The organism is Sphingomonas sp. Leaf38 (assembly GCF_001421825.1).
In the GTDB taxonomy this organism is placed as follows: Bacteria; Pseudomonadota; Alphaproteobacteria; order Sphingomonadales; family Sphingomonadaceae; genus Sphingomonas.
In genome coordinates, this window is sequence record NZ_LMLD01000011.1 from 1590534 (window position 1) to 1611339 (window position 20806).

Here is a 20806-nt window from a genome sequence, read left to right on the forward strand (position 1 = left end):
GCGGGGGAGGATCGAGGGAGGGGCATCACCCCGGCGACGCAGCCGAGCCGGCCAGCAGGCCGCCGTCGATGGTGATCTCGGTGCCGGTGATATAGATCGCCTCGTCCGAGGCTAGCATGACTGCGACGGCGGCGACCTCGTCGGGCATCCCGAACCGCTTGAGCGGCGTGTCGGCCACCAGCGCGTGCATCCGTGCCTCGCGATCGGGGCCAGTGCCCAGCATCGGCTCCCACATCGGCGTCAGGATCGCGGCGGGATGCACCGAGTTGCAGCGGATCTTCCACCCCTGCTGCGCGCAGTAGAGCGCGACTGTCTTGCTGTGGTTGCGGATTGCCGCCTTGGACGATGCATAGGCCGCGGCGAGCGGGATGCCGACCAGTCCCGAGCGCGACGAGATGTTGATGATCGCGCCGGTACCCGCCGCCTTCATCGCACCGATCGCATAGCGGCAGCCGAGGAACGTGCCGTCGAGATTGACCGCATGGACCGCGCGCCAGTCCGCGAGGCTCGCGTGCTCGGGATCGTGGCGGCCCATGCCGCCCTCGAACCCCGTCACGCCCGCATTGTTGACGATGACGTCGACGATCGGGACGCGGTCTGCCAGCTGCTGCCAATCCGCCTCGTCCCGGACGTCGAGTCTTTGGAAGCGGCACCCGATCGCTGCGGCGGCCTCGAGGCCGGCGGTTTCGTCGATATCGGTCAGGATGACGAGGGCATCCTCGTCATGGAAACGCTCGGCGATGGCGCGGCCGATGCCACGCGCTGCGCCGGTGACGACGCACGTCTTGTTGATCAATCTTTGCATAGGAGTCTCGAAATGTGAGTCCGGTCGGCGGAGTGCTCCGCTGGCGAGGGCCGCGTTAGCGGTGGCGCTGGATCATTTCGAAAACTCCTGGTTGATACGGGTCAGCGCAGCCGCTCGATCGCCTGCGCGAGGGCTACGTACAGTTTGCCCATGTCCGACGACAACAAGGTCACGCCAAGCGGCGAGCCGTCGCGTTGCGTCAGGATCGCGCGGAGCATCGCCTCGAAATCGTGGATGTAGCGGTTGACCATCTCGCGGAACGTCTCGTCGCCGTCGTAGAGGCCGGCGATCTCGCGCACTTCGCTCGCGTCGAGGATGCGGACCGCGCGACGCGTGAAGACGCCTCGGTCGCCCTTGAGATACGCGCCCCACGCGCTGTCCGAGATTTCGGGCGCGATCGCCTTGGTGATGTCGATCGAGGCGGAGTTGAGTGCTTCGATCAGCAGCGACACGCGGCGCGCAAAGGTGTCGCTGTCCGCCTCCTCGCGTTCGGTGCGCGCCTCTTCGATCCGGGTTTCGACGATAGCGGTCGAATCGACGATCGCCTGGACTTCGCGCGCGAGACGCTCGGTCGCGCCGGTCGCGGCGTCGACGGCCGCGTCGGTGGCGTCGGTGAGCGCGCGGACCTGGCGTTCGACGGTGTCGTTGGTCGCGCGGCGCATGGCGTCTGCGCTCGCAGCGCCGAGCGCGGCGGCAGCTTCGGGAATAACTTTCGAGAGCGTTTCACGCGCTTTGTCGGCGGCGACCGTGGCAATCTCGCGGACCCTGTGGAGGGCTTCGATGAGCTGCGGCGCGGCGTCTTCGGCGAAATGCTGCGTACGGCCGATTGCCTCGTCGACCATCTGGCCGAGCGCATCCGCCTTGGCGCGCCCGGTATTGAGCGTGTTGAGCAGGTCGGTCGACAGCGTGTCGAGGACCTGGCGTTGTTCGCCGATGACGCCTGCGATCGCCTCGATCGCATCGTGCGTACTCTCCGCGGCAGTGACCAGCGCCAGTAGGTCGGGACGCGCCGACACGACGATCCCTTTACTGGCGAGAACATGTGCATCGAGCCGGCCGAGTGCCTCGGGCATCGTTTCGTCGATTTCGCGCGCGGCGGCGTCGAGCGCGACGAGCAGCGTTTCGGTCGTGGTGATCGTCCGGTGCGCCATGTCGTCACCCGCGCGCAGCGCTTCGGTCATCACATCCGCCGAGCCGCCGAGCGCGCTGATCGATGCGGCGAGACCGCGGGTGCGTTCGGTGCCGTGGGTGTGGAGCGCTTCGATCCGCGCTTCGACTTCGCCGAGCCCGGTGTGGAGATCGTCGACGATCCGCTCACCCGCACCGCGTTGCAGGTCGAGGCGAATAGCGACGCGTTCGATCGCGTCTTCGACGGTGGCGATACGGCGGGCGAGCGCTTCGGCGCTGTCGCGCGCGGCGGTGTCGAGCGCCGCCTGGTTCGCGCCGACCATCGCCAGCATCGCGTCGCCCTGTGCGGCGATGCCTTTCCGGGCTTCGTCGACCGCGTCGGCGGTGCGGTTGAGCAACGCGTCGACCGCGCCCGACATGCCATCGGTCACCGATTCGAGATGTGTGCCCGCGGTCTGGCTGGTCGCCTCCATCCGGACGATGTGTGCGGCGAGGCGCTGCGCCGCGCCGCTTGCCATCGTGTCGGCCTCGCGACCGCGTTCGGCCAGCGCGACGATCTGCGCGTCGAGCGCAGCGGCATGTTCGCTCGCCGACAGACCGGTGCGTTCGAGCCGTTTGGCGACGTCGTCGATATCTGCCTGCGCGCGGGGGAGGGTGGCGATCAGGACGCCGAGGCTGGTCTGCGCGCCGGCGGTCGATGTGGCGAGATTGCGCGCGTGCGCGGCGGCCTGGTCGATTTCCGACACCATCCCGCGACCGATTGCCGCGAGCTGCTCGGTCGCGCCGCCGCCCATCGCCATCAGCGCTTCGAGCTGCTGTGCAAGCTGTGCCCGGTTGGCGTCGATCGTGTCGGACAGCGCGGCGACGGTGCGCTCGAGGCTGGCCGCCTCGTCACGCATCGCCTGCGCGGTGATGCCGAACCGGTGCGCCTCGGCACGGCTGGTGCGCATCGTGAGCAACCAGACGATCCCGACAAGCGCCGGGACGACGCACAGCGCGGCGATAAACTGGACCAGCGCGATGGGCCCCGCCGTCCCAAGAGCACCGCGCGCGATCCACAGCATGGCAGCAAGCCAGACGACCATGATCGCGACGGCGATACCGGCGTAAAGCGCGACACGTTCAGATGCAGGCTCTTGATAACCTTCGTCGGTTTGCTGGTCGGTGACGGCTTCGGACATGTCTTCTATCACCGGATCCATCACGATGTCCGCGCGAATGGGATGGGCATTGCCTGCCGCCGCACGAAACCCGATCATTGACGAACCCCCGTTCATGAACCGTGGAGGTATCACGGATTGCAGCCGGACAAAACGGATGATGCGATGATCCGTTACGCATCCGTCGGGTAATGAGGGCGGCACGGCCCAATCAGAGCCGCGTTGGCGAAGCTTCCGCGGGGGTCCAGAGCGCTTTCCCCACGCGATTTTGCAGGCGTCACGTCGAACCGAACCACGGTGTACGATGGTTTGGCCGAACGCGGGCTTTGCAGGACGGCGTGTACGGCCTAACAGCCAGCGATGCTTGCCGGCCTCTTATTTGCAATTCACGACGCCGACGATCGTCCCGATCGTCTGGCGGCGACGCTGCCGTTCAGCGGCGTTACCCTTATCGAATATCAGGCGCGGTTGCTGATCGCGGCGGGTGTGTCGCAGGTGATCATCGTCGTCGCGCGCATGACGCCCGAACTGCTTGGTGCGATCAACCGCATCGGTCGGCGCGGCGTGAGCGTCGATACGGTGCGGTCCGCGACCGAAGCGGTGGAGAAATTGCACCCGCTCGCGCGCGTCCTGATGCTGGGCGACGGGTTGGTCACGACCGACGCGATCGTGAAGGCGATGGCGAGCGAGGAGGGGGATTGCCTGCTCGTCGTACCCGAGAGCGATGCGGGGCCCGGTTTCGAGCGCGTCGGTGGACAGATGGCATGGGCCGGCGTGGCGCGACTAAGCTCGAGCCGGATCGCCGAGGTGGCGGCGCTGCCGCAGGACTATGATCTCCAGTCGTCGCTTCTCCGATTGGCTGTGCAGTCGCGTGCGATCCACGTGCTGCTGCCCACCGATGCGGTGCGCGGCGGCCACGGGATCGAGCGACAGGCGCGGACGCTGGAGGAGCGGGGCCGCGCCGTGCTCATGACGATCGTGTCGGGGCGGCGGGGCTGGTTCGACCGGTTTGTGCTCGCGCCGATCGCGCGGCTAGCGCTGCCGCTGCTGGTCGATCGCGGTGCGGCGGGAACGACCGTCGGCGCGGCCGGGCTTGCGCTCGGTGTCGCGGGCTTGGTGACGATCGGCTTCGGCCTGTCGTCGACGGGGCTGGTACTGGTGCTGGTCGGATGTATCGCACTGGCGCTCGGTTCGGTGCTGAGCGGGCTTCGCGACGAGACACCGATGGCACGCTGGCAGACGCTGGCGATCGGCGGCGTCGTTGCGGCTGCGATTCTCGTCTTCGCCTTCTTCGTTAGTGGCTATGCAGGCGACAATACCGCGCTGGCGATCGGGACCGCGACGGTTGCGCTTGGTGGGTTGGCGGAGCGCGCCATCCGCGAACGCGAGCGCCGGCTCTGGTGGGGTAGTCCGGCCGCGTATCTGCTGATCGTTGCGGTTTTTGCGCTGGTCGGGTTTCCGGTGTTCGGACTCGGCGTGACGGCGGGCTACGCCATGGCTACGCTGGCGGTGGCGATTGAACGATTGCGTCGCCCGCTTTAGGCGGACCTTAACGACCGGGGGCTACAGACGGGAACATGTCGGCCGGCCCCACGATGCAAGACGCTATGCCGTCCTATGATCCGATGGAACGAGCCGAGCTCGCGCGTCGGCGCGCCGAAACGCGGCTGGCGGGGACAATTGCCGACTTTTTCCTCGATGCGGACGCGCGGCTCGACGATCGTACGCGGTTGATGCTCGCGCAGGTGCTCGGCGCGATCGTCGGTGCCATTGAGTGGGACATAAGGCGGCACGCGTCGCGATTGCTGGCCGGTGGGGGCGCGACCCAAGCAGGCGAAGCGATGCTGAAGGCGGGGGCGGGGACCGTGCTCGAGCGGCTGACGCGTGCCGGACTGCTGCGCGACGAAGAGCTGATGGAAGAACTTATCGCGCGGGTCCGTCATGACCTGATCGCGGCATCGCTGCCGGTCGAGGTAGCCGCACCCGACGAAGCGAGCCTGCTCGTGCGGTTGGCGGGCGTGCCCGACAGCGTCGTCGCATCGGCGGCCTCGGCGCTGCTGGCTGCGGAAAGTCGGCGGCGGATGGCGAATGAGCAGGGCTCTGTCGGGGGCAGCGAATTGCCCGCGGAACTGCATCATCGCTTGGTCTGGTGGGTGGCCGCGGCGATCCGTGATGGCCTGAAAACCGCGACACGCGATAGCGACCGCGCGATCACCGACGCAGCACAGCGCAGCTTGGCCGCGCATGACGAAGGCGAGCGTCCCGACGCGGTGGCCACGCGGCTGGCGGCGGCGCTCGATGCGCGACCTAACGAACTGGGCGCTGTGCTTGTTGAGTCGATCGGCGATCGGCGTCTGTCGCTGTTCGTCGCGGTGCTGGCGCATGCGCTGGGCATTGGGTTCGATCAGGCGCGCGCGATCGCGCTCGATCCCGAGGGAGACCGGCTCTGGCTCGCGCTGCGCGCGCTCGACATGGATCGACCGACCATCGCCAGGATCGGGCTCGCGCTGTCGGAAGCTGACCCGCGCCGCGATATCGAGGCGTTCGCGGACGCGCTGGACGCGATCGTGTCGATCGGTGTCGAGGACGCGCGGGCGTCGATCGCGCCGCTCGCACTCAACCGCGATTTTCGCATGGCGTTGCGCGCGCTGGCGCGTACGGAACGCCGATGAGCGCGTTCGACCCTTCGACCGAAAGCCCGATCGCGCACGCGATCGTCGCACCCGACGGTTCGCTGTCGTTCGCGGACCCCGCGTTGATCGCGTTGAACCAGCGTGCGGGCGGGATGCGCGGCGCGCCGCTGGCGGTGCCGCAACTTGCGACGATCGCGCGGCTGGCGCGTCGGCTTGGTATCGTCGTCTCGCGCGGCGTGGTGGTTGCGGATGACGAGACCGACGTCGATCTCTGGGTGCGCGCGCAACCCGATGGCGAGAATGTGCGACTGACGGTGAGCGGCTGGCGCGAAATTGCGGCGTGGCGCCCGGTGCGCGCCTCGCCCGATGCGCAGGACGCATTTCTTGGCAGCGACACCGATTGGCGGTGGGAAACCGATGCGGCGCTGCGGCTGACGTTTGTCACGCTCGATGCAGGGCCCAAGCATGGCTTCGACGCGTTCGCGCTGCTCGGCCAGCCGCTAACGGCGATGTTTTCGCTCGATACCGGATCCGACGGAACGTTGCCGATCCTCGATTCGCTCGCGCGTCGGCGGCCGATGATCGCGCAGCCCGCGCGGCTGCGTAGCTCGGGGCGTGCCGTGACGCTGACGGCCAGCGTACGCAACGATGCCTCGGGCGATTTCGCCGGGTTCGTCGGTGCGGCGCGGATGGTGGTCGACGATGTCGCGGTACCGGCCCAGACGGACACGCTGTCGCCGACCTTTACCAGCGGGCTCGACAAGGCGTTGCGGATACCGCTCGCGCGGATCGTCGCCAATGCCGACAGCATCAACGCGCAGGCGGATGGACCGGTGCAAGGCGATTATGCCGACTATGCCGCCGATATCGCCAGCGCCGGGCGCCATCTGCTCGAACTGGTCGACGATCTGGTCGATCTCCAAGCCGTCGAGCGCCCCGATTTCGCGCTTGCGCCCGAGCCGATCGATCTTGCCGATGTCGCCCGCCGTGCGGCGGGGCTCCTGTCTGTGCGTGCGGCCAATGCCGACATTACGATCACGCGGCCCGCGGTCGACGTGCGCATCGCCGCGCTCGGCGATTTCCGCCGGGTGCTGCAGATTCTCGTCAACCTCGTTGGCAATGCGGTGCGCTATTCCCCGCGCGGGGCACAGGTCGTCGTCACCGCGACGCGGATCGACGACCACGCGGTCGTCGTGGTCGCGGACACCGGCAAGGGCGTCGCACCCGAGGATCAGGCGCGGATTTTCGAGAAATTCGAGCGTGTCGATCCCTCGGAGGCCGGCGGCAATGGGCTCGGCCTGTATATCGCTCGGCGTCTCGCACGCGCGATGCAGGGGGATCTCACGGTCGAAAGCGCGCCCGGCGACGGCGCGCGGTTCATGCTGACGTTACCGGCGGATCCGGCGCGCCACTAGGATCAGCGCAAGGCCGAACGCGGCGAGGAATGCCCCGCGATCCGCCCAGGGCCGCTGATCGAGCATGAAGCTCGACTGCGGCCAATGGACGTAACCGAGTCCCTGGCCGATCCAGAGCAGACCCATCAGCGCGCAGAGCACGCCGACGACCATCAGGATCGGCCGGAGCGTCGTCATCTTAGCGTGCGTCCATCGGAACGTAGTCCCGCTCGGCCGGGCCGTTGTACAGCTGGCGCGGGCGGCCGATCTTCTGGTCGGGATCGGTGATCATCTCGTTCCACTGCGCGACCCAGCCGACCGTGCGCGCGAGCGCGAACAAGACGGTGAACATCGAGGTCGGGAAGCCGATCGCAGAAAGGATCACGCCCGAGTAGAAATCGACGTTCGGGAACAGCTTCTTCTCGATGAAGTACGGATCGCTGAGCGCGAGACGCTCGAGTTCGATCGCAACGTCGAACACGGGGTCGGTAACGCCAAGCTCGCCGAGCACTTCCTTGACCGTCGTCTGCATGACGGCCGCGCGTGGATCGTAGTTCTTGTAGACGCGGTGACCGAAGCCCATCAGGCGGAACGGATCGTTCTTATCCTTGGCGCGGGCGATATATTCCGGGATCCGGTCGACCGTGCCGATCTCACGCAGCATGTTGAGCGCGGCTTCGTTCGCGCCGCCGTGCGCGGGCCCCCAGAGGCAGGCGATGCCGGCCGCGATGCACGCGAACGGATTGGCGCCCGACGATCCGGCAAGACGGACCGTCGAGGTCGACGCGTTCTGCTCGTGATCGGCGTGAAGGATGAAGATGCGATCCATCGCCTTTTCGACGACCGGGTTCACGACATACTTCTCGGCCGGTACGCCGAACGTCATCTTCAGGAAGTTGCCGGTGTAGCTTAGCGTGTTATCCGGATAGACGAACGGCTGACCAACGCTGTACTTGTACGCCATCGCGGCGATCGTCGGCATCTTGGCGATCAGGCGGTGCGACGCGATCACGCGCTGCGCCGGATCATGGATGTCGGTCGAGTCGTGATAGAAGGCCGAGAGAGCGCCCACAACGCCGCACAGGATCGCCATGGGATGCGCATCGCGACGGAAGCCGCGGAAGAACTGCGCAAGCTGCTCGTGCACCATCGTGTGGCGCGTGATCGTGTTCGAGAAGGTTGCCAACTCGTCCTTGCTCGGCAGTTCGCCGTTGAGGAGCAGATAGGCGACTTCCATGAAGTTGGACTGTTCGGCCAGCTCGCCGATCGTGTAGCCGCGGTGCAGCAGCGTGCCCGCGTCACCATCGATATAGGTCAGCGTCGACTGGCACGACGCCGTCGAAGTGAAGCCCGGATCATAGGTGAAATTGTCCGTCTGCGCGTACAGCTTGCGGATATCGATGACATCGGGGCCGATCGTTCCGGACATCACCGGATAATCGAAATCCTTGCCGTCGACCTTGAGGGTTGCGGTCTCGCTCATGCTTGTATCCTTCCTCGAAATCTTATCAGCTCACCATCCGGTCGGCGATCCGACCGAGGCTCTCGTCGCGCCCGAGCAGATCGAGCACATCGAAGATCCCCGGCGACGTCTTGCGTCCCGTCAGCGCGGCGCGAAGCGGCTGTGCGACCTGGCCGAGCTTGACGCCCCGCGCTTCTGCCACGCGCCGTACCGCGCCTTCGAGCGCCTCCGTATCCCACTCGGCGAGCGCGTCAAGTTCGGCATGGGCATTGACCAAAATTGCGCTCGCTTCACCGTGCAAAAGGCTCGCCGCGGCGTCGTCCATCGCCAGCGGGCGCTGGCTGAACAGAAAATTCGAACCCTCGGCCAGTTCGTTCAAGTTTGCTGCACGCGGCTTCAGGACGGGCATTGCGCGAGTCAGAAGATCGAGTCCGCCGTCGGGCAGCCCGTGGCCGAGACGATCGGCCGCCAGTTGCGCCAGCCGCGCGTCGTCGGCCTCGCGGATGTAGTGGCCGTTGAGGTTCTCAAGCTTCTTCAGGTCGAAGCGCGACGGCGACTTGCCAACGCCCGACAGGTCGAACCATTCGACCGCCTGCGCGCGACTAATGATCTCGTCGTCGCCATGACCCCAGCCGAGCCGGAGCAGGTAGTTATCGAACGCCTCGGGCAGGATGCCCATCTCGTCGCGATACGCTTCGATGCCGACCGCGCCGTGACGCTTCGACAGCTTGGCGCCGTCGGGGCCGTGGATCAGCGGGATATGCGCGTAGATTGGTTCGGGCCAGCCCATCGCACGATAGATCGGCAGTTGGCGAAACGCGTTATTCAAATGATCGTCGCCGCGGATTACGTGCGTCACGCCCATGTCGTGATCGTCGACGACGACCGCGAGCATATAGGTCGGCGTGCCGTCCGAGCGGAGCAGGACGAGATCGTCGATTTCTTCGTTCTTGACCGTAACTGCACCCTGAACGCGGTCCTCGATCGTGACGGCGCCCTCCTGCGGCGCGCGCAGGCGGACGACGTGGGGCAGGTCGGGCGCTTCGCTCGCCGGGCGGTCGCGCCACGGGCTGCGGATGCGCAAGGGCTTCTTCGCCGCCTGCGCCTCGGCGCGCATCGCAGCGATTTCCTCGGCGGTCATGTAGCAGCGATAGGCATGGCCGTTGGCGACCATCTCATGGGCTACCTGCGCGTGGCGCTCGGCGCCGGCGAACTGCATGACGACGTCGCCGTCCCAGTCGAGCCCGAGCCAGCGCATCCCGTCGAGAATCGCGTCGATTGCCGGCTGGGTCGAGCGGACCCGGTCGGTATCCTCGATCCGCAACAGAAATTTGCCGCCATTCGCCTTTGCGAACAGCCAGTTGAACAGCGCGGTGCGCGCGCCGCCAAGATGCAGGAACCCCGTCGGCGACGGAGCGAAACGGGTAACCACGGGTGCGGCCGAATTGGCGGTGCCCGTATCAGATATTGCGCCCAACCGCGGGTGCTCCCAGACTGATGAAACAATGGAGAAACGATGGCCATGACAGCCGTCGCCGCCCCTAGCATGCGTCCTTGGCGGCGACAAATGGGCGTGCCGCGATGGGGGGCTGTCGTCGGGTTGGCCGTCGAGCGCCGGCTAGAGGCGGAGCGCGACCAGTTGGTGTTATGGTTGCCGGTCATGCTGGGTGGCGGAATCGCGTTGTGGTTCGCGCTGCCGGACCCGGCGGCGTGGTGCGTGACGATATTGCTGTTGGTGGCGAGCGGGCTTGCGTGTCTGGCCCTGGGGCGTGGCGGACGAGCGGCGCGCGCTCTGGCCGTCGGTTTGCTCACAAGCGCGCTCGGCTTGGGGCTGGTCTGGGCACGGTCTGAAGTGGTGGCGCGACCGGTGCTGGCCGGCCCGACGATCGCAAGCTTCTCGGCAAAGGTCGAGGGAATCGAGCCGCTGGTCGCGCGCAAGCTCGTCCGGTTGACGGTGCTGCCCATTGGCAAGGGCGTGGAAACCGATGGGCAGCCCGTTGCCTTGCCCTATCGCGTTCGCGTCAACTTGGCGGAAGCGGATGCACCGCACCTGCTGGGCATCGGGGCGGTCGTGCATCTTCGGGCTCGCCTGATGCCACCGCCACTCCCCGCCGTGCCGGGCGCCTACGACTTTGCGCGCGTCGCGTGGTTCGGCGGGATCGGTGCGACGGGGCGCGGCTTTGCACCGGTCATCGTTACGACGCCGAGCGACTCGGGCGCGGGCGTCCGCGTCGCGCTGTCGCATCATATCGTGTCGCGACTGGACGGTAGCGCAGGCGGTATCGCTGCAGCGCTCGCCACCGGCGACGTCGGCGCGATCAGCGAGGAGGATTCAGAGGCGATGCGCCGGGCCGGGCTCGCGCATCTTTTGTCGGTGAGTGGGTTGCATATCACGGTCGCGGTGGCGGCGACGATGGTGATCGTGCTGCGTCTGCTGGCGCTCAGTCCGTGGCTGGCGCTGCACACCCGCCTGCCGTTGATCGCCGCGCTGGCGGGTGCGGCGGCGGCGATCGGTTATACATTGCTGACCGGCAGCCAGGTCCCGACGATCCGATCGTGCGTAGCCGCGCTACTCGTGCTGGCGGCGCTGGCGATGGGCCGCGAGGCGATGACCCTGCGACTGGTCGCCGCGGGGGCAGCGTGCGTCATGCTGGTCCTTCCTGAATCAGCGGCGGGACCGAGCTTCCAGCTCTCGTTCGCGGCGATCACCGCCATCATGGCCTTGCACGAACATCCGGTGATCCGCGTGGTCCTAGGTCCGCATGACGAAGGACGCGGGCGCAAACTCGCGCGTGCGGTTGCGTCCCTGCTGCTGACGGGATTGCTAGTCGAAGTCGCGCTGATGCCGATCGCGGTGTATCATTTCCACAAGGCCGGGGTGTACGGCGCGTTTGCCAACATCGTCGCGATCCCGCTGACGACGTTCGTCGTGATGCCGCTGGAGGCGTTGGCGTTGCTGCTCGATGCAGTTGGCGTTGGTGCGCCGATCTGGTGGTTGGTGCAGCGCTCGCTCGATGCGCTACTGTGGTTAGCGCATATCGTTGCCAGCGCGCCCGGCGCGGTGCGGTCCTTGCCCGGGATGTCGACGGCCGCGTTTGCGCTGATGATCGTCGGCGGCATCTGGATCGCGCTGTGGCGGACGCGGTGGCGACGGCTCGGGCTGATTCCGCTGGCTGCCGGTGCGATCTGGGCGCTCACGACTCCGCTACCGGACGTTCTCGTCACGGGCGACGGGCGCCATGTCGCGGTTCGGACGGCGGCGGGGCTGGCAATGCTACGCGACCGGGCGGGGGACTATACGCGCGACATGTTGGCCGAGAATGGCGGGGTGGATGGCGAACCGCTCCTGCTCGCGGATCAGCCCGATGCGCGGTGCAGCCGCGATCTGTGCGTCACCGATATCGTTGCACGGCGACGGACATGGAGGATCTTGGCGACACGCAGCGCCTTCATGGTACCAATCGCAGCGTTCATCGCCGCGTGCCACACCGCCGACATCGTCGTCAGCGAACGCGGTCTGCCGAAACGCTGCGTGCCGCGGTGGTTGAAACTGGATCGCCGCGTCCTTCGGCGGACGGGCGGTGTTGCGCTAACCTTGCGGACGGGGACGGTCGTGACGATCCTGAACGCCGGCGACCGCCACCCTTGGCGCGATCCACCTGTGCTTGCCCGCACCGTGCATTCGTTCGGATCGCGCCAAATCCGATCGCACAACGCTCGGTGGGTGTCTCGCGCTCACCGCGCTCGCTTTTATCAGGATGACCACGCAAAGGCGCAGCGCTAAGGGGTGCGGCCGAGGCGATCGTACCGAGACGTCAACGCCGATGTCTCGATCGCCCGTGACGTCAGGTCGACACAGATCGCTCGGCACCATCTTCGCGCCTTTGCGCCTTCGCGCAAGCCGATTTCCGGATGCCCCGCGGACCGGCTCTGCGTCGCGATGACGCAGGGCCGGTACGAATATTCAATCGTAGCGGCGCAGGATGCCGGAGAGCTTACCCTGCACGCGGACCTGCGCGGGCGCGTAGCGTTGCGGGTCGTACGCGCGGTTTGCGGGGTCGAGGCGAACCATGGCGCCCTCGCGCCGAAAATATTTGAGCGTGGCTTCGCTGTCCTCGATCAGCGCGACGACGATCTCGCCGTCCCGCGCGGTCTCGGTGCGGCGGATCAGCGCGTAGTCGCCGTCCAGGATGCCCGCTTCGACCATCGAATCACCCGAGACTTCGAGTGCGTAATGTTCGCCGGTGCCGAGCAGCGCGGCAGGGACGGCGAGCATCGTGCTACCCTCGAACGCCTCGATCGGAACGCCCGCGGCAATCCGGCCGTGAAGTGGGATCTCGACGACGTCGTTCGCGGGCTGCGGTACGGCGACGGGCGCGGACTTCACGGTCGATGCCTTTGACGGCGCCTTTTTTTCCGCGCGCTCGGGCATGCGCAGCACTTCGAGTGCGCGTGCGCGGTTCGGCAGGCGGCGGATGAAGTTGCGCTCCTCGAGCGCGCTGATCAGACGATGGACGCCCGACTTCGATTTCAGATCGAGTGCGTCCTTCATCTCCTCGAACGACGGCGAGACGCCGGTTTCGTTGAGGCGATCGTTGATGAAGCAGACGAGTTCGTGCTGCTTGCGCGTGAGCATGGCGGTTCTCCGTCCGGAACAGACTGGGAACTTCTATGGAACATCCTTAACGCCGTCAAGCGCTCGTATCACGCAATTACGAGGATTTCCGCCGATTCGCCCTGGCGCGCCGCCGGGGCGCTGCCGGGGCGGACGATCAGGCAGGTCGAGCGCGCGAGCATGAGCAGCATCGAGCTGTCCTGGATCGTCGAGGCATAGGCCTTGCCGTCGCGGAGTTCGGCGCGGAGATAGTCGGTGCGCGCGTTGTTGGCGGGAAGGTCCTCGCCGAGCAGTGCGTGCGTCGACTGGGGAAGTGGATCGCGCGCGCCGGCCATGTGCGCGACGACGGGCTTTACGAACAGAGTGGCAGTGACGAACGCGGAGACCGGGTTGCCGGGCAGGCCCAGCATCATCATGTCACCGATCCGCCCGGCCATCATCGGCTTGCCGGGGCGCAGCGCGATCCGCCAGAAATCGATTGTCCCGCCGGCGGCTTCGATCGCCGGGCGGACAAGGTCGTGATCGCCGACCGACGCGCCGCCCGTGGTCACGAGCAGGTCGGCCTGAACGCTCGCGAAGGCGTCGCGCAGGACGTCGAGATTGTCGGGTAGGATGCCGAGGTCGATGACGTCGACGGGCATGTCGGCGAGCATCGCGGCGAGCATGATGCCGTTCGATTCGGGGAGCGCGACGCCGTCGGTGGTCGAGCCGGGGGGGACGAGTTCGTCGCCCGTGGCGGCGACGGCGACGCGGACGCGGCGATTGACGGTGAGGCTGCCATGCCCGCCGGTTGCGGTGACCGCGATGCGCGCGGGACTGAGGCGTTCGCCGGCGGCGATCAGCCGGGTGCCGGTCGAGAAGTCGAGGCCCTTGCGGCGCGTGTTGCGGCCCAGCGTCGGTGGGCCTTCGCCGGCGAGGATCAGCGTGGCGCCGTCTCGCTCGGCTTCTTCCTGGACCATGACGGTGTCGGCGCCCTCGGGCATGGCGGCGCCGGTGAAGATGCGGGTGGCCTCGCCCGGCGCGACCGCGCCCGTGAAGGGGCGGCCGGCGGCGCTTTCGCCGATGACGGTCCAGGGGCCGGGGAGGTCGGCGAAGCGGATCGCGTAGCCGTCCATGGCGGAGAGGTCGGCGGCGGGTTGAGTGCGGCGGGCGAGGATGTCCTCGGCGGCCCAGCGGCCGGCGGCGTTGCGCAAGGGGACGGTCTCATGACCGACGCGGGGGGCCATGGCGAAGAGGCGGGTCTGGGCTTCGGCGACGGGGACTAGGGTCATGCGTAAGTCTCTGTTTTCGGGCGGTTCAGAAAAGTGAAGTTCAGGAAGTGCAGACGCTGGGCGGTGTTTGGCGGGTCGTCGTTTGGCGGGGTGTCGTAAGGGGAAGCGCGGGGGTGCCCCGGTATGTTCCGTGCTGTGCCATCTGTTTGGCGTGTAGGACAGGTGTTGTTGGGGTGGGGCGGCGGTGTTCCGGTTTATTCGAGGTCAGCTCCTGCTTCCTTGTTCTCCCGCAAAGGCGGGAGCCCAGTCTGGGTCCCCGCCTGCGCGGGGAAACAGGGTTGGGCGGGGGGCGCTCGCTAGTATCTCGGCCTTCCCAATTGGGCCCCGGCCTTCGCCGGGGTGGTGTTGGTGGTGGCGTTGGCCAGCGTGCGTTCATGCGGCGACGGGCTTTTCTGGCGCGCAATGACGCACCAGATCAATATGATGACAGCAACACAGCCACGGACGAGAGACAGGATCGGTGCGGCGATCGGGGCGGTCGTGTTGCCGGGGTTGCTTGGCTATGCGCTGCTCCATGGGCTGGTCGTGCCGATGCCGGCGGCGGTCGGGGAGGCGTTGAAGGTGTTCGGGGTGGCACCGCCACCGCCGCCGCCGCCGGTCGAAAAGGTCAAGCCGCGGCCGTCGCTCAGCCGCAGGCCGGAGGGGGCTGCATCGCCGCCCAATCTCAAGTCGAAGGCGACCGAGCTCGTGGCGCCGCCGCCGGTCGTGCCGATCGTGGTGCCGCCGCCGGTGGTGGTCGCGGAGAAGGCTGGGTTGGGCGCGCAGGCGACGGCTGGCGCGTCGGACGTGCGCGGGCCGGGGACCGGGAGCGGCGGGATCGGCAATGGCACCGGGAGTGGTGGGTCTGGCGATGGCGACGGTGGGGGTGGCGAGGAGACGCCGCCGCAGTGGCGCAAGGGGCGACTGAAGGACTCCGACTATCCGCGCGAGGCTGCGGAGACGGGGATCCGTGGGCGGGTGTCGGTGCGGTATGCGGTCGGGACGGATGGCCGCGTGACGCGGTGCCGGGTGACCGGGTCTAGTGGGAGCCGGGAACTGGATGCGCTGACGTGTCGGCTGATCGAACAGCGGTTTCGGTATGATCCTTCGCTCGATGCGGCGGGGCGGCCGGTGGAGTCGACGATCGTCGAGGATCACGAATGGGCTATGGGTGACTGATCGGGCTTGGGGTGGGGGCGCTTTGCTTGGCTTGCCCTCACCCTCGACGCCTTCGGCGTCTTTCCCTCTCCCCTTTGGGGAGAGGGGTTTGTTAGGCGGTCCAGTTGCCGGATTTGCCGCCGGATTTGGCGCGGACGCGGATGTCGGAGAGGACCATCGTCTTGTCGATCGCTTTGGCCATGTCGTAGATCGTCAGCAGCGTTACCGTCGCGGCGGTGAGCGCTTCCATCTCGACGCCGGTCTTGCCTTCGGTCGAGGCAGTCGCGGTCGCGGTGACGCCGGTCGAGTCGACGGTCAGGTCGATCTCGACTTTGGTGAGCGGCAGGGGATGGCAGAGCGGGATCAGGTCGCTGGTGCGCTTGGCCGCCATGATCCCGGCGACGCGCGCGACGGCGAGGACGTCGCCCTTCTTGGCAGTGCCCGCGCCGATCGCCGCGGCGGCCTCGGCCGACATGGTGATCCGGCCAGAAGCGATGGCTTCGCGCGCGGTGACCGCCTTGCCGCCGACGTCGACCATCCTTGCCGCGCCCGCTTCGTCGATGTGCGTGAGACCGCTCACCCGACAAAAGCCCGCGTGGCGGCTTCGACGTCGTCCTGGCGCATCAGCGCCTCGCCGATCAGGAAGCAGCGGATGTCGTGCTCGGCCATCGCGTCGAGCTCGGCGCGGCTCGTCAGGCCGCTTTCGGCGACGAAGGTGCAGTCTTTCGGTGCGCGGCTGACCAGCTCGTAGGTGCGGTTGAAGTCGACGCTGAAGTCGCGCAGGTCGCGATTGTTGACGCCGATGAGCCGCGACTTGAGCTTGAGCGCGCGCTCCATTTCGTGCGCGTCATGGACCTCGACCAGCACGTCCATGCCGCAGTCGAGCGCGGACGCCTCGATCTCGGCCATCTGCACGTCGTCGAGCGCGGCGACGATGATCAGGATGCAATCCGCACCGATCGCGCGCGCCTCGGTCGACTGCCATGGGTCGACCATGAAGTCCTTGCGCAGGACGGGGATCGAGACGGCGTCGCGCGCGGCGGCGAGATATTCGTCGGCGCCCTGGAACCATTTTTCGTCGGTCAGCACGGACAGGCACGCGGCACCGCCGGCTTCGTAGGCGCGGGCATGGGCGGGGGGATCGAAGTCGGCGCGGATCAGGCCCTTCGAAGGACTTGCCTTCTTGATCTCGGCGACCAGCGCATAGCCGGGCTTCGCGTCGAGCGCGGCGCGGAAGCCGCGCGGTTTCGACATGCGGGCGATCCCGGCGTCGATGTCGGCGAGCGACGTGGTGGCCTTGCGCGCGGCGACTTCGGCGCGCTTGGTCTCGAGGATACGGTCGAGCATGGTCATGTCAGTAGGCGATCCAGCGGGCGAGCAGCGCGTCGGCGCTGCCGGTGTCGAGGGCGGTGGCGGCTTTCGCGACGCCGTCGACAAGGGTGGGGACGGTGCCGGCGACCATCAAGGCGGCGGCGGCGTTGAGCAGGACGGCGTCGCGGTATGCGCCGGTTTCGCCCTGGAGCAGGCCGCGGAGCGCATCGGCGTTGTGATGCGCGTCGCCGCCACGGATGTCGGTGATGGCGTGGGCGGTGAGGCCGGCGTCCTTGGGGGTTATGCGCGCGGGGAGCGCGACGCTGCCGACCGAGGCGACGATGCTGGGGCCGGCGCCCGAGAGTTCGTCGAGGCCTTCTTCGCCCGAGACGACCAAGGCCGCCTCGGTGCCGAGCTGTTCGAGCGCGTCGGCGTAGAGCGCGACGTAATCGGGGCGGGCGATGCCGATCAGCTGGCGGGTGGTGCCCGCCGGGTTGGCGAGCGGGCCCATCAGGTTGAAGATCGTCCGCTTGCCGATGCGCTGGCGGATCGGGGTGATGCGCTTCATCGCCGGGTGGTGGTTGGCGGCGAACAGGAAGGCGATGCCGATGTCGTTGAGGCTCGCCTCGGCAGTGGCGCCGGCGCGGTCCATGTCCAGGCCGAGCACTTCGAGCGTGTCGGCGGCGCCGGCCTTGCTCGAGGCGGCGCGGTTGCCGTGCTTGGCGACGGGGACGCCGCACGCCGCGACGACGAGCGCGACCGCGGTCGAGACGTTGAGCGTGTGATGGCCGTCACCGCCGGTGCCGCAGACGTCGACCGCGCCGGCGGGGGCGTCGATCGGGATCATCCGGTTGCGCAGGGCGCGGGCGGCTTCGGCGATCTCGATGCTGGTCTCGCCGCGCGCCGACAGATCGATCAGGAAGGTCGCGATGGCGTCTTCGCCCGCGCGTGCGTCGAGGATGTCGGCGAACGCTTCGCGGGCGGACTCGCGGGAGAGGGGGGATGACGGGTCGGGGAGGAGCGTGGTGGTGCTCACAGCTGCAACCCGTCGCGCGGCTTTACCGGGATGTCGGCCATCTTCAGGAAGTTCGCCAGCATCGCATGGCCGTGTTCGGTGGCGATGCTTTCGGGGTGGAACTGGACGCCGTGGATCGGCAGCGTGGCGTGGCGGAAGCCCATGACGGTGCCGTCCTGCGCGGTCGCGTTGACCACCAGCGTGTCCGGCACGTCGTTGACGATCAGCGAGTGGTAGCGCGTCGCTATGAACGGCGAAGGGAGTCCGGCGTAGAGCCCGGTATCATCGTGGAGGACGGGCGAGGTCTTGCCGTGCATCAGCCCACCGCGCTCGACCTTGCCGCCGAAATGCTGGCCGATCGCCTGATGGCCGAGGCAGACGCCGAGCAGCGGCTTGGCCGCGTCCGCGCAGGCGGCGACGAGATCGAGGCTGACCCCCGCCTCGGTCGGCGTGCAGGGGCCGGGGGAGATGACGAACGCGTCCGCGCCTGACGACAAGGCTTGCCCGGCGGAGATCGCGTCGTTGCGGACGACTTCCACCTCGACGCCCAGCTCCATCAGATAATGGACGAGGTTCCAGGTGAAGCTGTCGTAATTGTCGACGACGAGGATCATGGCGCCGCCATAGCCGAAGCGCGGGGCCATGCAAGGCGCGCGGCGGCGGCGTGCCGCAAAGTGCCGGTGGGCGGTCGCCGATGACGCCAAGCGTCGCTATGTGCGGTAGGCGGGCGACCTTCATTCAGTGCGGAGCAATGCTGTGTGACGGACGTTATCCCTTCAAAGGAGCCTTCCCCCATGTTTCGTACCGTCGTCCTTGCCGCACTGATCGCGCTTCCCGCCATGGCGTCCGCGCAGGATGCCCAGGTCGCCTCGCCGCCGCAGCGGATCCGCAGCGTCACGCTGACCGGGGACCAGAAGTGCCCGCCGTCGACCAACGGCGAAGTCGTGGTGTGCTCGACGCTCGACCAGCCTTACCGGATCCCCAAGGCACTGCGCGAGGACAAGCCGATCGCCGCGCAGAACCAGAGCTGGGTCAACCGCGCGGCGTCGATGGACCAGCTTGGGCGAGTCGCGGGCGGGTTGCCGGATACGTGTTCGGCGGTCGGCACGGGTGGCCAGTCGGGCTGTTTCCTGGCGCGTAACAATGCGTATGCGGCTGAGCGTCGGGCGCCGAGCAGCGAGACCACCACGACGCCGTGAGCGCGTTTTGATTTAGGGATCAGACTGCCATTGGAAGAAGACCACCCCGGCGAAGGCCGGGGTCCAATTGGGAAGGGTGCAGTAATCTAGGACGCCCATCACCATTCCGGTTCCCCATTTGGGCCCCGGCCTTCGCCGGGGTGGTGTCATGCTGGGGCGCGGTCGTTTTTTCTTCGGCGGTAAGATTACTGACCGAAGCCGGGCGCTTTCGCTCGGCTGACGGCTTCCCGCGCGGCAGCCAGGATAGCGCCTGCCTTCGCCTCGCATTCGCGCTGTTCGTAGTCTGGGATACTGTCGGCGACGATGCCGGCGCCGGCTTGGACGTGGATGGTGCCGTCCTTGACGACCGCGGTGCGCAGCACGATGCACGAGTCCATCGAGCCGTCGGGCGAGAAGTAGCCGACGCCGCCCGCATAGGCGCCGCGACGCTCGGGTTCGAGTTCGGCGATGACCTGGCACGCGCGGACCTTTGGTGCGCCGCTGACAGTGCCTGCGGGAAACCCCGCGAACAGCGCGTCGAGCGCGTCCTTGGCGGGCGAGAGCGTGCCGACGACGTTCGACACGATGTGCATCACGTGGCTGTAGAATTCGACGCCGTAGCTGGCCGTCACGCGCACCGACCCCGGCGACGCGGCGCGGCCGACATCGTTGCGGCCGAGATCGAGCAGCATGAGATGTTCCGCGCGTTCTTTCGGGTCCGCGAGCAGGCTGATGCGGTTGGCCTCGTCCTCGGCGGCGGTCTTGCCGCGGGGGCGCGTGCCCGCGATCGGGCGGATCGTGACTTCGTCGTCGCGGACGCGGACGAGGATCTCCGGGCTCGAGCCGATCAGCGCGAAGCCCGGAAGGTCGAGATGATAGAGGAACGGCGACGGGTTGATGCGGCGTAGCGATCGGTACAGCTCGAACGGCGGCAGCGCGAACGGCGTGCTGAACCGCTGTGCTAGCACGACCTGGAAGATGTCGCCGGCGAGGATATAGTCCTTCGCGGTGGCAACCATCTCGGCGTAGCGGCCCTCGGGCAGCGCGGGCGTGTAGACGGGCTCGGCGACGTCGGAGCGGATCGGCGCAGGGACGGGCGTGCTGGCGAGCTTGGCCGCGACCGCGTCGAGCCGCTCCTCGGCGTCGGCCACGATCGAATCGGCATCGCGCGCGGGATCGGGCCAGGCAGGCGCGACGAGGTACAGTGCGTCGGTCAGGCGATCGAACACGAGTATCACGGTCGGCCGCACGAAGATCATGTCGGGTAGGCCAAGCGCGTCGGCCGGGGGTTGCGGCAGAGTCTCGACCAGGCCGATCGTCTCATAGCCGAAATAGCCGACGAGGCAGGCGAGCGCGCGGGGGAGCTCGGCGGGGACGTCCGCACGGCATTCGGCGACCAGCGCGCGCAACGCGTCGAGCGTCGGCACGCCGCAGGGCTCGAACGTCTCGCGATCGGTCGCCCAGTGGCGGTTGATCTCGGCGCTCTGGCCGTGCGCGCGGAACAGCAGGTCGGGCGCGAGGCCGATCAGGCTGTGGCGGCCGCGCGTCTCGCCGCCCTCGACCGATTCGAGCAGGAAGTCGCCACGCCCCGGCTCGATGAGCTTGAGCGCGGCGGCGACCGGCGTTTCGGTGTCGGCGACCTGACGACGCCAGACGAGCGTGGGGCGCCCCTCGGCCAAGGCTTCCCGCGCGGTCAT

The 20806-nt window shown here is 67.8% G+C and carries 18 protein-coding genes; 6 read left to right on the top strand and 12 right to left on the bottom strand.

Features of this window, described 5'->3' with window-relative positions; genetic code table 11:
* Nucleotides 1-25: 25 nt before the first annotated feature.
* Nucleotides 26-805: an SDR family oxidoreductase gene (locus tag ASE88_RS14775; RefSeq protein ID WP_056478917.1), complete on the bottom strand. Its 780-nt coding sequence runs from the start codon at nt 803-805 to the stop codon at nt 26-28.
* 101 nt (nt 806-906) lie between these two features.
* Nucleotides 907-3192: a hypothetical protein gene (locus ASE88_RS14780; RefSeq protein ID WP_082466561.1), complete on the bottom strand. Its 2286-nt coding sequence runs from the start codon at nt 3190-3192 to the stop codon at nt 907-909.
* A gap of 261 nt (nt 3193-3453) precedes the next feature.
* On the opposite strand from ASE88_RS14780, the gene ASE88_RS14785 reads away from it, so the two are divergent.
* The 3 genes from ASE88_RS14785 (at nt 3454) to ASE88_RS14795 (ending at nt 7141) form a co-directional block, all read left to right on the top strand.
* Nucleotides 3454-4635: a hypothetical protein gene (locus tag ASE88_RS14785; RefSeq protein WP_055877869.1), complete on the top strand. Its 1182-nt coding sequence runs from the start codon at nt 3454-3456 to the stop codon at nt 4633-4635.
* Between the two features lie 83 nt (nt 4636-4718).
* The gene (locus ASE88_RS14790) at nt 4719-5765 is read left to right on the top strand and encodes a DUF2336 domain-containing protein (protein ID WP_235527957.1); all 1047 of its coding nucleotides are present in this window, start codon (nt 4719-4721) and stop codon (nt 5763-5765) included.
* Nucleotides 5762-7141: a sensor histidine kinase gene (locus tag ASE88_RS14795; protein ID WP_056478920.1), complete on the top strand. Its 1380-nt coding sequence runs from the start codon at nt 5762-5764 to the stop codon at nt 7139-7141. Before ASE88_RS14790 ends, ASE88_RS14795 begins: the two co-directional genes overlap by 4 nt.
* Here ASE88_RS14795 and ASE88_RS14800 read toward each other — a convergent pair.
* From ASE88_RS14800 to gltX, 3 genes are read right to left on the bottom strand one after another with little or no spacing between them, the layout of a single operon-like run.
* Complete coding sequence (locus ASE88_RS14800; protein ID WP_056478923.1) at nt 7115-7318, bottom strand: hypothetical protein; 204 nt, start codon at nt 7316-7318, stop codon at nt 7115-7117. The two genes, ASE88_RS14795 and ASE88_RS14800, sit on opposite strands and share 27 nt — an antisense overlap.
* A gap of 1 nt (nt 7319) precedes the next feature.
* Complete coding sequence (locus ASE88_RS14805; protein WP_055877856.1) at nt 7320-8603, bottom strand: citrate synthase; 1284 nt, start codon at nt 8601-8603, stop codon at nt 7320-7322.
* A gap of 25 nt (nt 8604-8628) precedes the next feature.
* Nucleotides 8629-10059 (bottom strand): glutamate--tRNA ligase, encoded by a 1431-nt coding sequence (gene gltX, locus ASE88_RS14810; RefSeq protein ID WP_056478926.1) that lies wholly within the window; start codon nt 10057-10059, stop codon nt 8629-8631.
* A gap of 39 nt (nt 10060-10098) precedes the next feature.
* Between gltX and ASE88_RS14815 the strand changes: the two genes are divergently transcribed.
* Entirely contained in the window at nt 10099-12366 is a 2268-nt protein-coding gene (locus ASE88_RS14815; RefSeq protein WP_082466562.1) for a ComEC/Rec2 family competence protein, read from the top strand.
* Between the two features lie 180 nt (nt 12367-12546).
* Here the strand turns inward: ASE88_RS14815 and lexA are convergent, their stop codons facing one another.
* Both lexA and ASE88_RS14825 read right to left on the bottom strand, forming a co-directional pair.
* Nucleotides 12547-13218, bottom strand: coding sequence for a transcriptional repressor LexA (lexA, locus tag ASE88_RS14820; protein WP_055877674.1), 672 nt, complete (start codon nt 13216-13218; stop codon nt 12547-12549).
* Nucleotides 13219-13286: 68 nt separating this feature from the next.
* The gene (locus tag ASE88_RS14825) at nt 13287-14468 is read right to left on the bottom strand and encodes a molybdopterin molybdotransferase MoeA (RefSeq protein WP_056478931.1); all 1182 of its coding nucleotides are present in this window, start codon (nt 14466-14468) and stop codon (nt 13287-13289) included.
* A 423-nt stretch (nt 14469-14891) separates the two neighbouring features.
* Here ASE88_RS14825 and ASE88_RS14830 point away from each other — a divergent pair, with 423 nt between their 5' ends.
* Nucleotides 14892-15626, top strand: coding sequence for an energy transducer TonB (locus ASE88_RS14830; RefSeq protein WP_156357035.1), 735 nt, complete (start codon nt 14892-14894; stop codon nt 15624-15626).
* A 91-nt stretch (nt 15627-15717) separates the two neighbouring features.
* Here ASE88_RS14830 and moaC read toward each other — a convergent pair whose 3' ends face one another.
* Genes moaC through ASE88_RS14850 form a run of 4 tightly spaced genes read right to left on the bottom strand, consistent with a single transcriptional unit; the run spans nt 15718 to nt 18545 of the window.
* Nucleotides 15718-16185 carry a cyclic pyranopterin monophosphate synthase MoaC gene (gene moaC, locus ASE88_RS14835; protein WP_056478934.1) on the bottom strand — a complete coding sequence of 156 codons (468 nt, stop codon included), beginning with the start codon at nt 16183-16185 and terminating at the stop codon, nt 15718-15720.
* Nucleotides 16182-16958, bottom strand: a complete 777-nt coding sequence (gene trpC / locus ASE88_RS14840) for an indole-3-glycerol phosphate synthase TrpC (RefSeq protein ID WP_056478937.1) — start codon at nt 16956-16958, stop codon at nt 16182-16184. The genes moaC and trpC overlap by 4 nt, the downstream gene beginning before the upstream one ends.
* Before the next feature lies 1 nt (nt 16959).
* Nucleotides 16960-17952 (bottom strand): anthranilate phosphoribosyltransferase, encoded by a 993-nt coding sequence (gene trpD, locus ASE88_RS14845; RefSeq protein WP_056478940.1) that lies wholly within the window; start codon nt 17950-17952, stop codon nt 16960-16962.
* Nucleotides 17949-18545, bottom strand: a complete 597-nt coding sequence (locus ASE88_RS14850) for an anthranilate synthase component II (RefSeq protein ID WP_056479646.1) — start codon at nt 18543-18545, stop codon at nt 17949-17951. Before ASE88_RS14850 ends, trpD begins: the two co-directional genes overlap by 4 nt.
* A gap of 180 nt (nt 18546-18725) precedes the next feature.
* On the opposite strand from ASE88_RS14850, the gene ASE88_RS14855 reads away from it, so the two are divergent.
* The gene (locus tag ASE88_RS14855; RefSeq protein WP_056478944.1) at nt 18726-19130 is read left to right on the top strand and encodes a hypothetical protein; all 405 of its coding nucleotides are present in this window, start codon (nt 18726-18728) and stop codon (nt 19128-19130) included.
* A gap of 185 nt (nt 19131-19315) precedes the next feature.
* Here the strand turns inward: ASE88_RS14855 and trpE are convergent, their stop codons facing one another.
* Nucleotides 19316-20806, bottom strand: a complete 1491-nt coding sequence (gene trpE, locus ASE88_RS14860) for an anthranilate synthase component I (protein WP_056478947.1) — start codon at nt 20804-20806, stop codon at nt 19316-19318.

What these genes read in the sequence shown, in the direction of transcription:
- ASE88_RS14775 (WP_056478917.1), bottom strand. Translation starts at nt 805, where the DNA reads ATGCAAAGATTGATCAACAAGACGTGCGTCGTCACCGGCGCAGCGCGT.
- ASE88_RS14780 (WP_082466561.1), bottom strand. Translation starts at nt 3,192, where the DNA reads ATGATCGGGTTTCGTGCGGCGGCAGGCAATGCCCATCCCATTCGCGCG.
- ASE88_RS14785 (WP_055877869.1), top strand. Translation starts at nt 3,454, where the DNA reads ATGCTTGCCGGCCTCTTATTTGCAATTCACGACGCCGACGATCGTCCC.
- ASE88_RS14790 (WP_235527957.1), top strand. Translation starts at nt 4,719, where the DNA reads ATGGAACGAGCCGAGCTCGCGCGTCGGCGCGCCGAAACGCGGCTGGCG.
- ASE88_RS14795 (WP_056478920.1), top strand. Translation starts at nt 5,762, where the DNA reads ATGAGCGCGTTCGACCCTTCGACCGAAAGCCCGATCGCGCACGCGATC.
- ASE88_RS14800 (WP_056478923.1), bottom strand. Translation starts at nt 7,318, where the DNA reads ATGACGACGCTCCGGCCGATCCTGATGGTCGTCGGCGTGCTCTGCGCG.
- ASE88_RS14805 (WP_055877856.1), bottom strand. Translation starts at nt 8,603, where the DNA reads ATGAGCGAGACCGCAACCCTCAAGGTCGACGGCAAGGATTTCGATTAT.
- ASE88_RS14815 (WP_082466562.1), top strand. Translation starts at nt 10,099, where the DNA reads ATGGCCATGACAGCCGTCGCCGCCCCTAGCATGCGTCCTTGGCGGCGA.
- lexA (WP_055877674.1), bottom strand. Translation starts at nt 13,218, where the DNA reads ATGCTCACGCGCAAGCAGCACGAACTCGTCTGCTTCATCAACGATCGC.
- ASE88_RS14825 (WP_056478931.1), bottom strand. Translation starts at nt 14,468, where the DNA reads ATGACCCTAGTCCCCGTCGCCGAAGCCCAGACCCGCCTCTTCGCCATG.
- ASE88_RS14830 (WP_156357035.1), top strand. Translation starts at nt 14,892, where the DNA reads ATGACAGCAACACAGCCACGGACGAGAGACAGGATCGGTGCGGCGATC.
- trpC (WP_056478937.1), bottom strand. Translation starts at nt 16,958, where the DNA reads ATGACCATGCTCGACCGTATCCTCGAGACCAAGCGCGCCGAAGTCGCC.
- ASE88_RS14850 (WP_056479646.1), bottom strand. Translation starts at nt 18,545, where the DNA reads ATGATCCTCGTCGTCGACAATTACGACAGCTTCACCTGGAACCTCGTC.
- ASE88_RS14855 (WP_056478944.1), top strand. Translation starts at nt 18,726, where the DNA reads ATGTTTCGTACCGTCGTCCTTGCCGCACTGATCGCGCTTCCCGCCATG.
- trpE (WP_056478947.1), bottom strand. Translation starts at nt 20,806, where the DNA reads ATGACCGCGCGGGAAGCCTTGGCCGAGGGGCGCCCCACGCTCGTCTGG.